Annotated in this window: 1 protein-coding gene; it reads left to right on the top strand. The window is 28.7% G+C overall.

Going from position 1 to position 254, the window contains the following annotated elements:
- The first annotated feature begins 19 nt into the window (after positions 1 to 19).
- A complete protein-coding gene (locus AYC59_RS08470) occupies positions 20 to 127 on the top strand; it encodes a U32 family peptidase (protein WP_500684723.1) in 108 nt (35 codons plus the stop codon).
- Positions 128 to 254 lie beyond the last annotated feature (127 nt).

The following is a 254-nucleotide window of genomic DNA, read 5'->3' on the forward strand; positions in this document are numbered from 1 at the left end:
TGGATCTAATTTCATAGGAATTTCTGCAAACTTTGCTGATCGGGCATTAATAGCAGCTGTTGATGATGCACATTCATCAGGTAAGAAAATTTATGTTACATTAAATATATTTGCACATAATCAGTAAATTAATTATATTCAAAATTTTATAGATATCTTAGATACAAGTAAAGTTGATGCTACTATAGTTGGTGTTTTATGAATTATTCAACATGTTAGAGAGCATGCTTCTCATATGGAAATACATGTTAGCA

The sequence above is a fragment of the Pseudostreptobacillus hongkongensis genome (genome assembly GCF_001559795.1).
Taxonomy (GTDB): Bacteria; Fusobacteriota; Fusobacteriia; order Fusobacteriales; family Leptotrichiaceae; genus Pseudostreptobacillus; species Pseudostreptobacillus hongkongensis.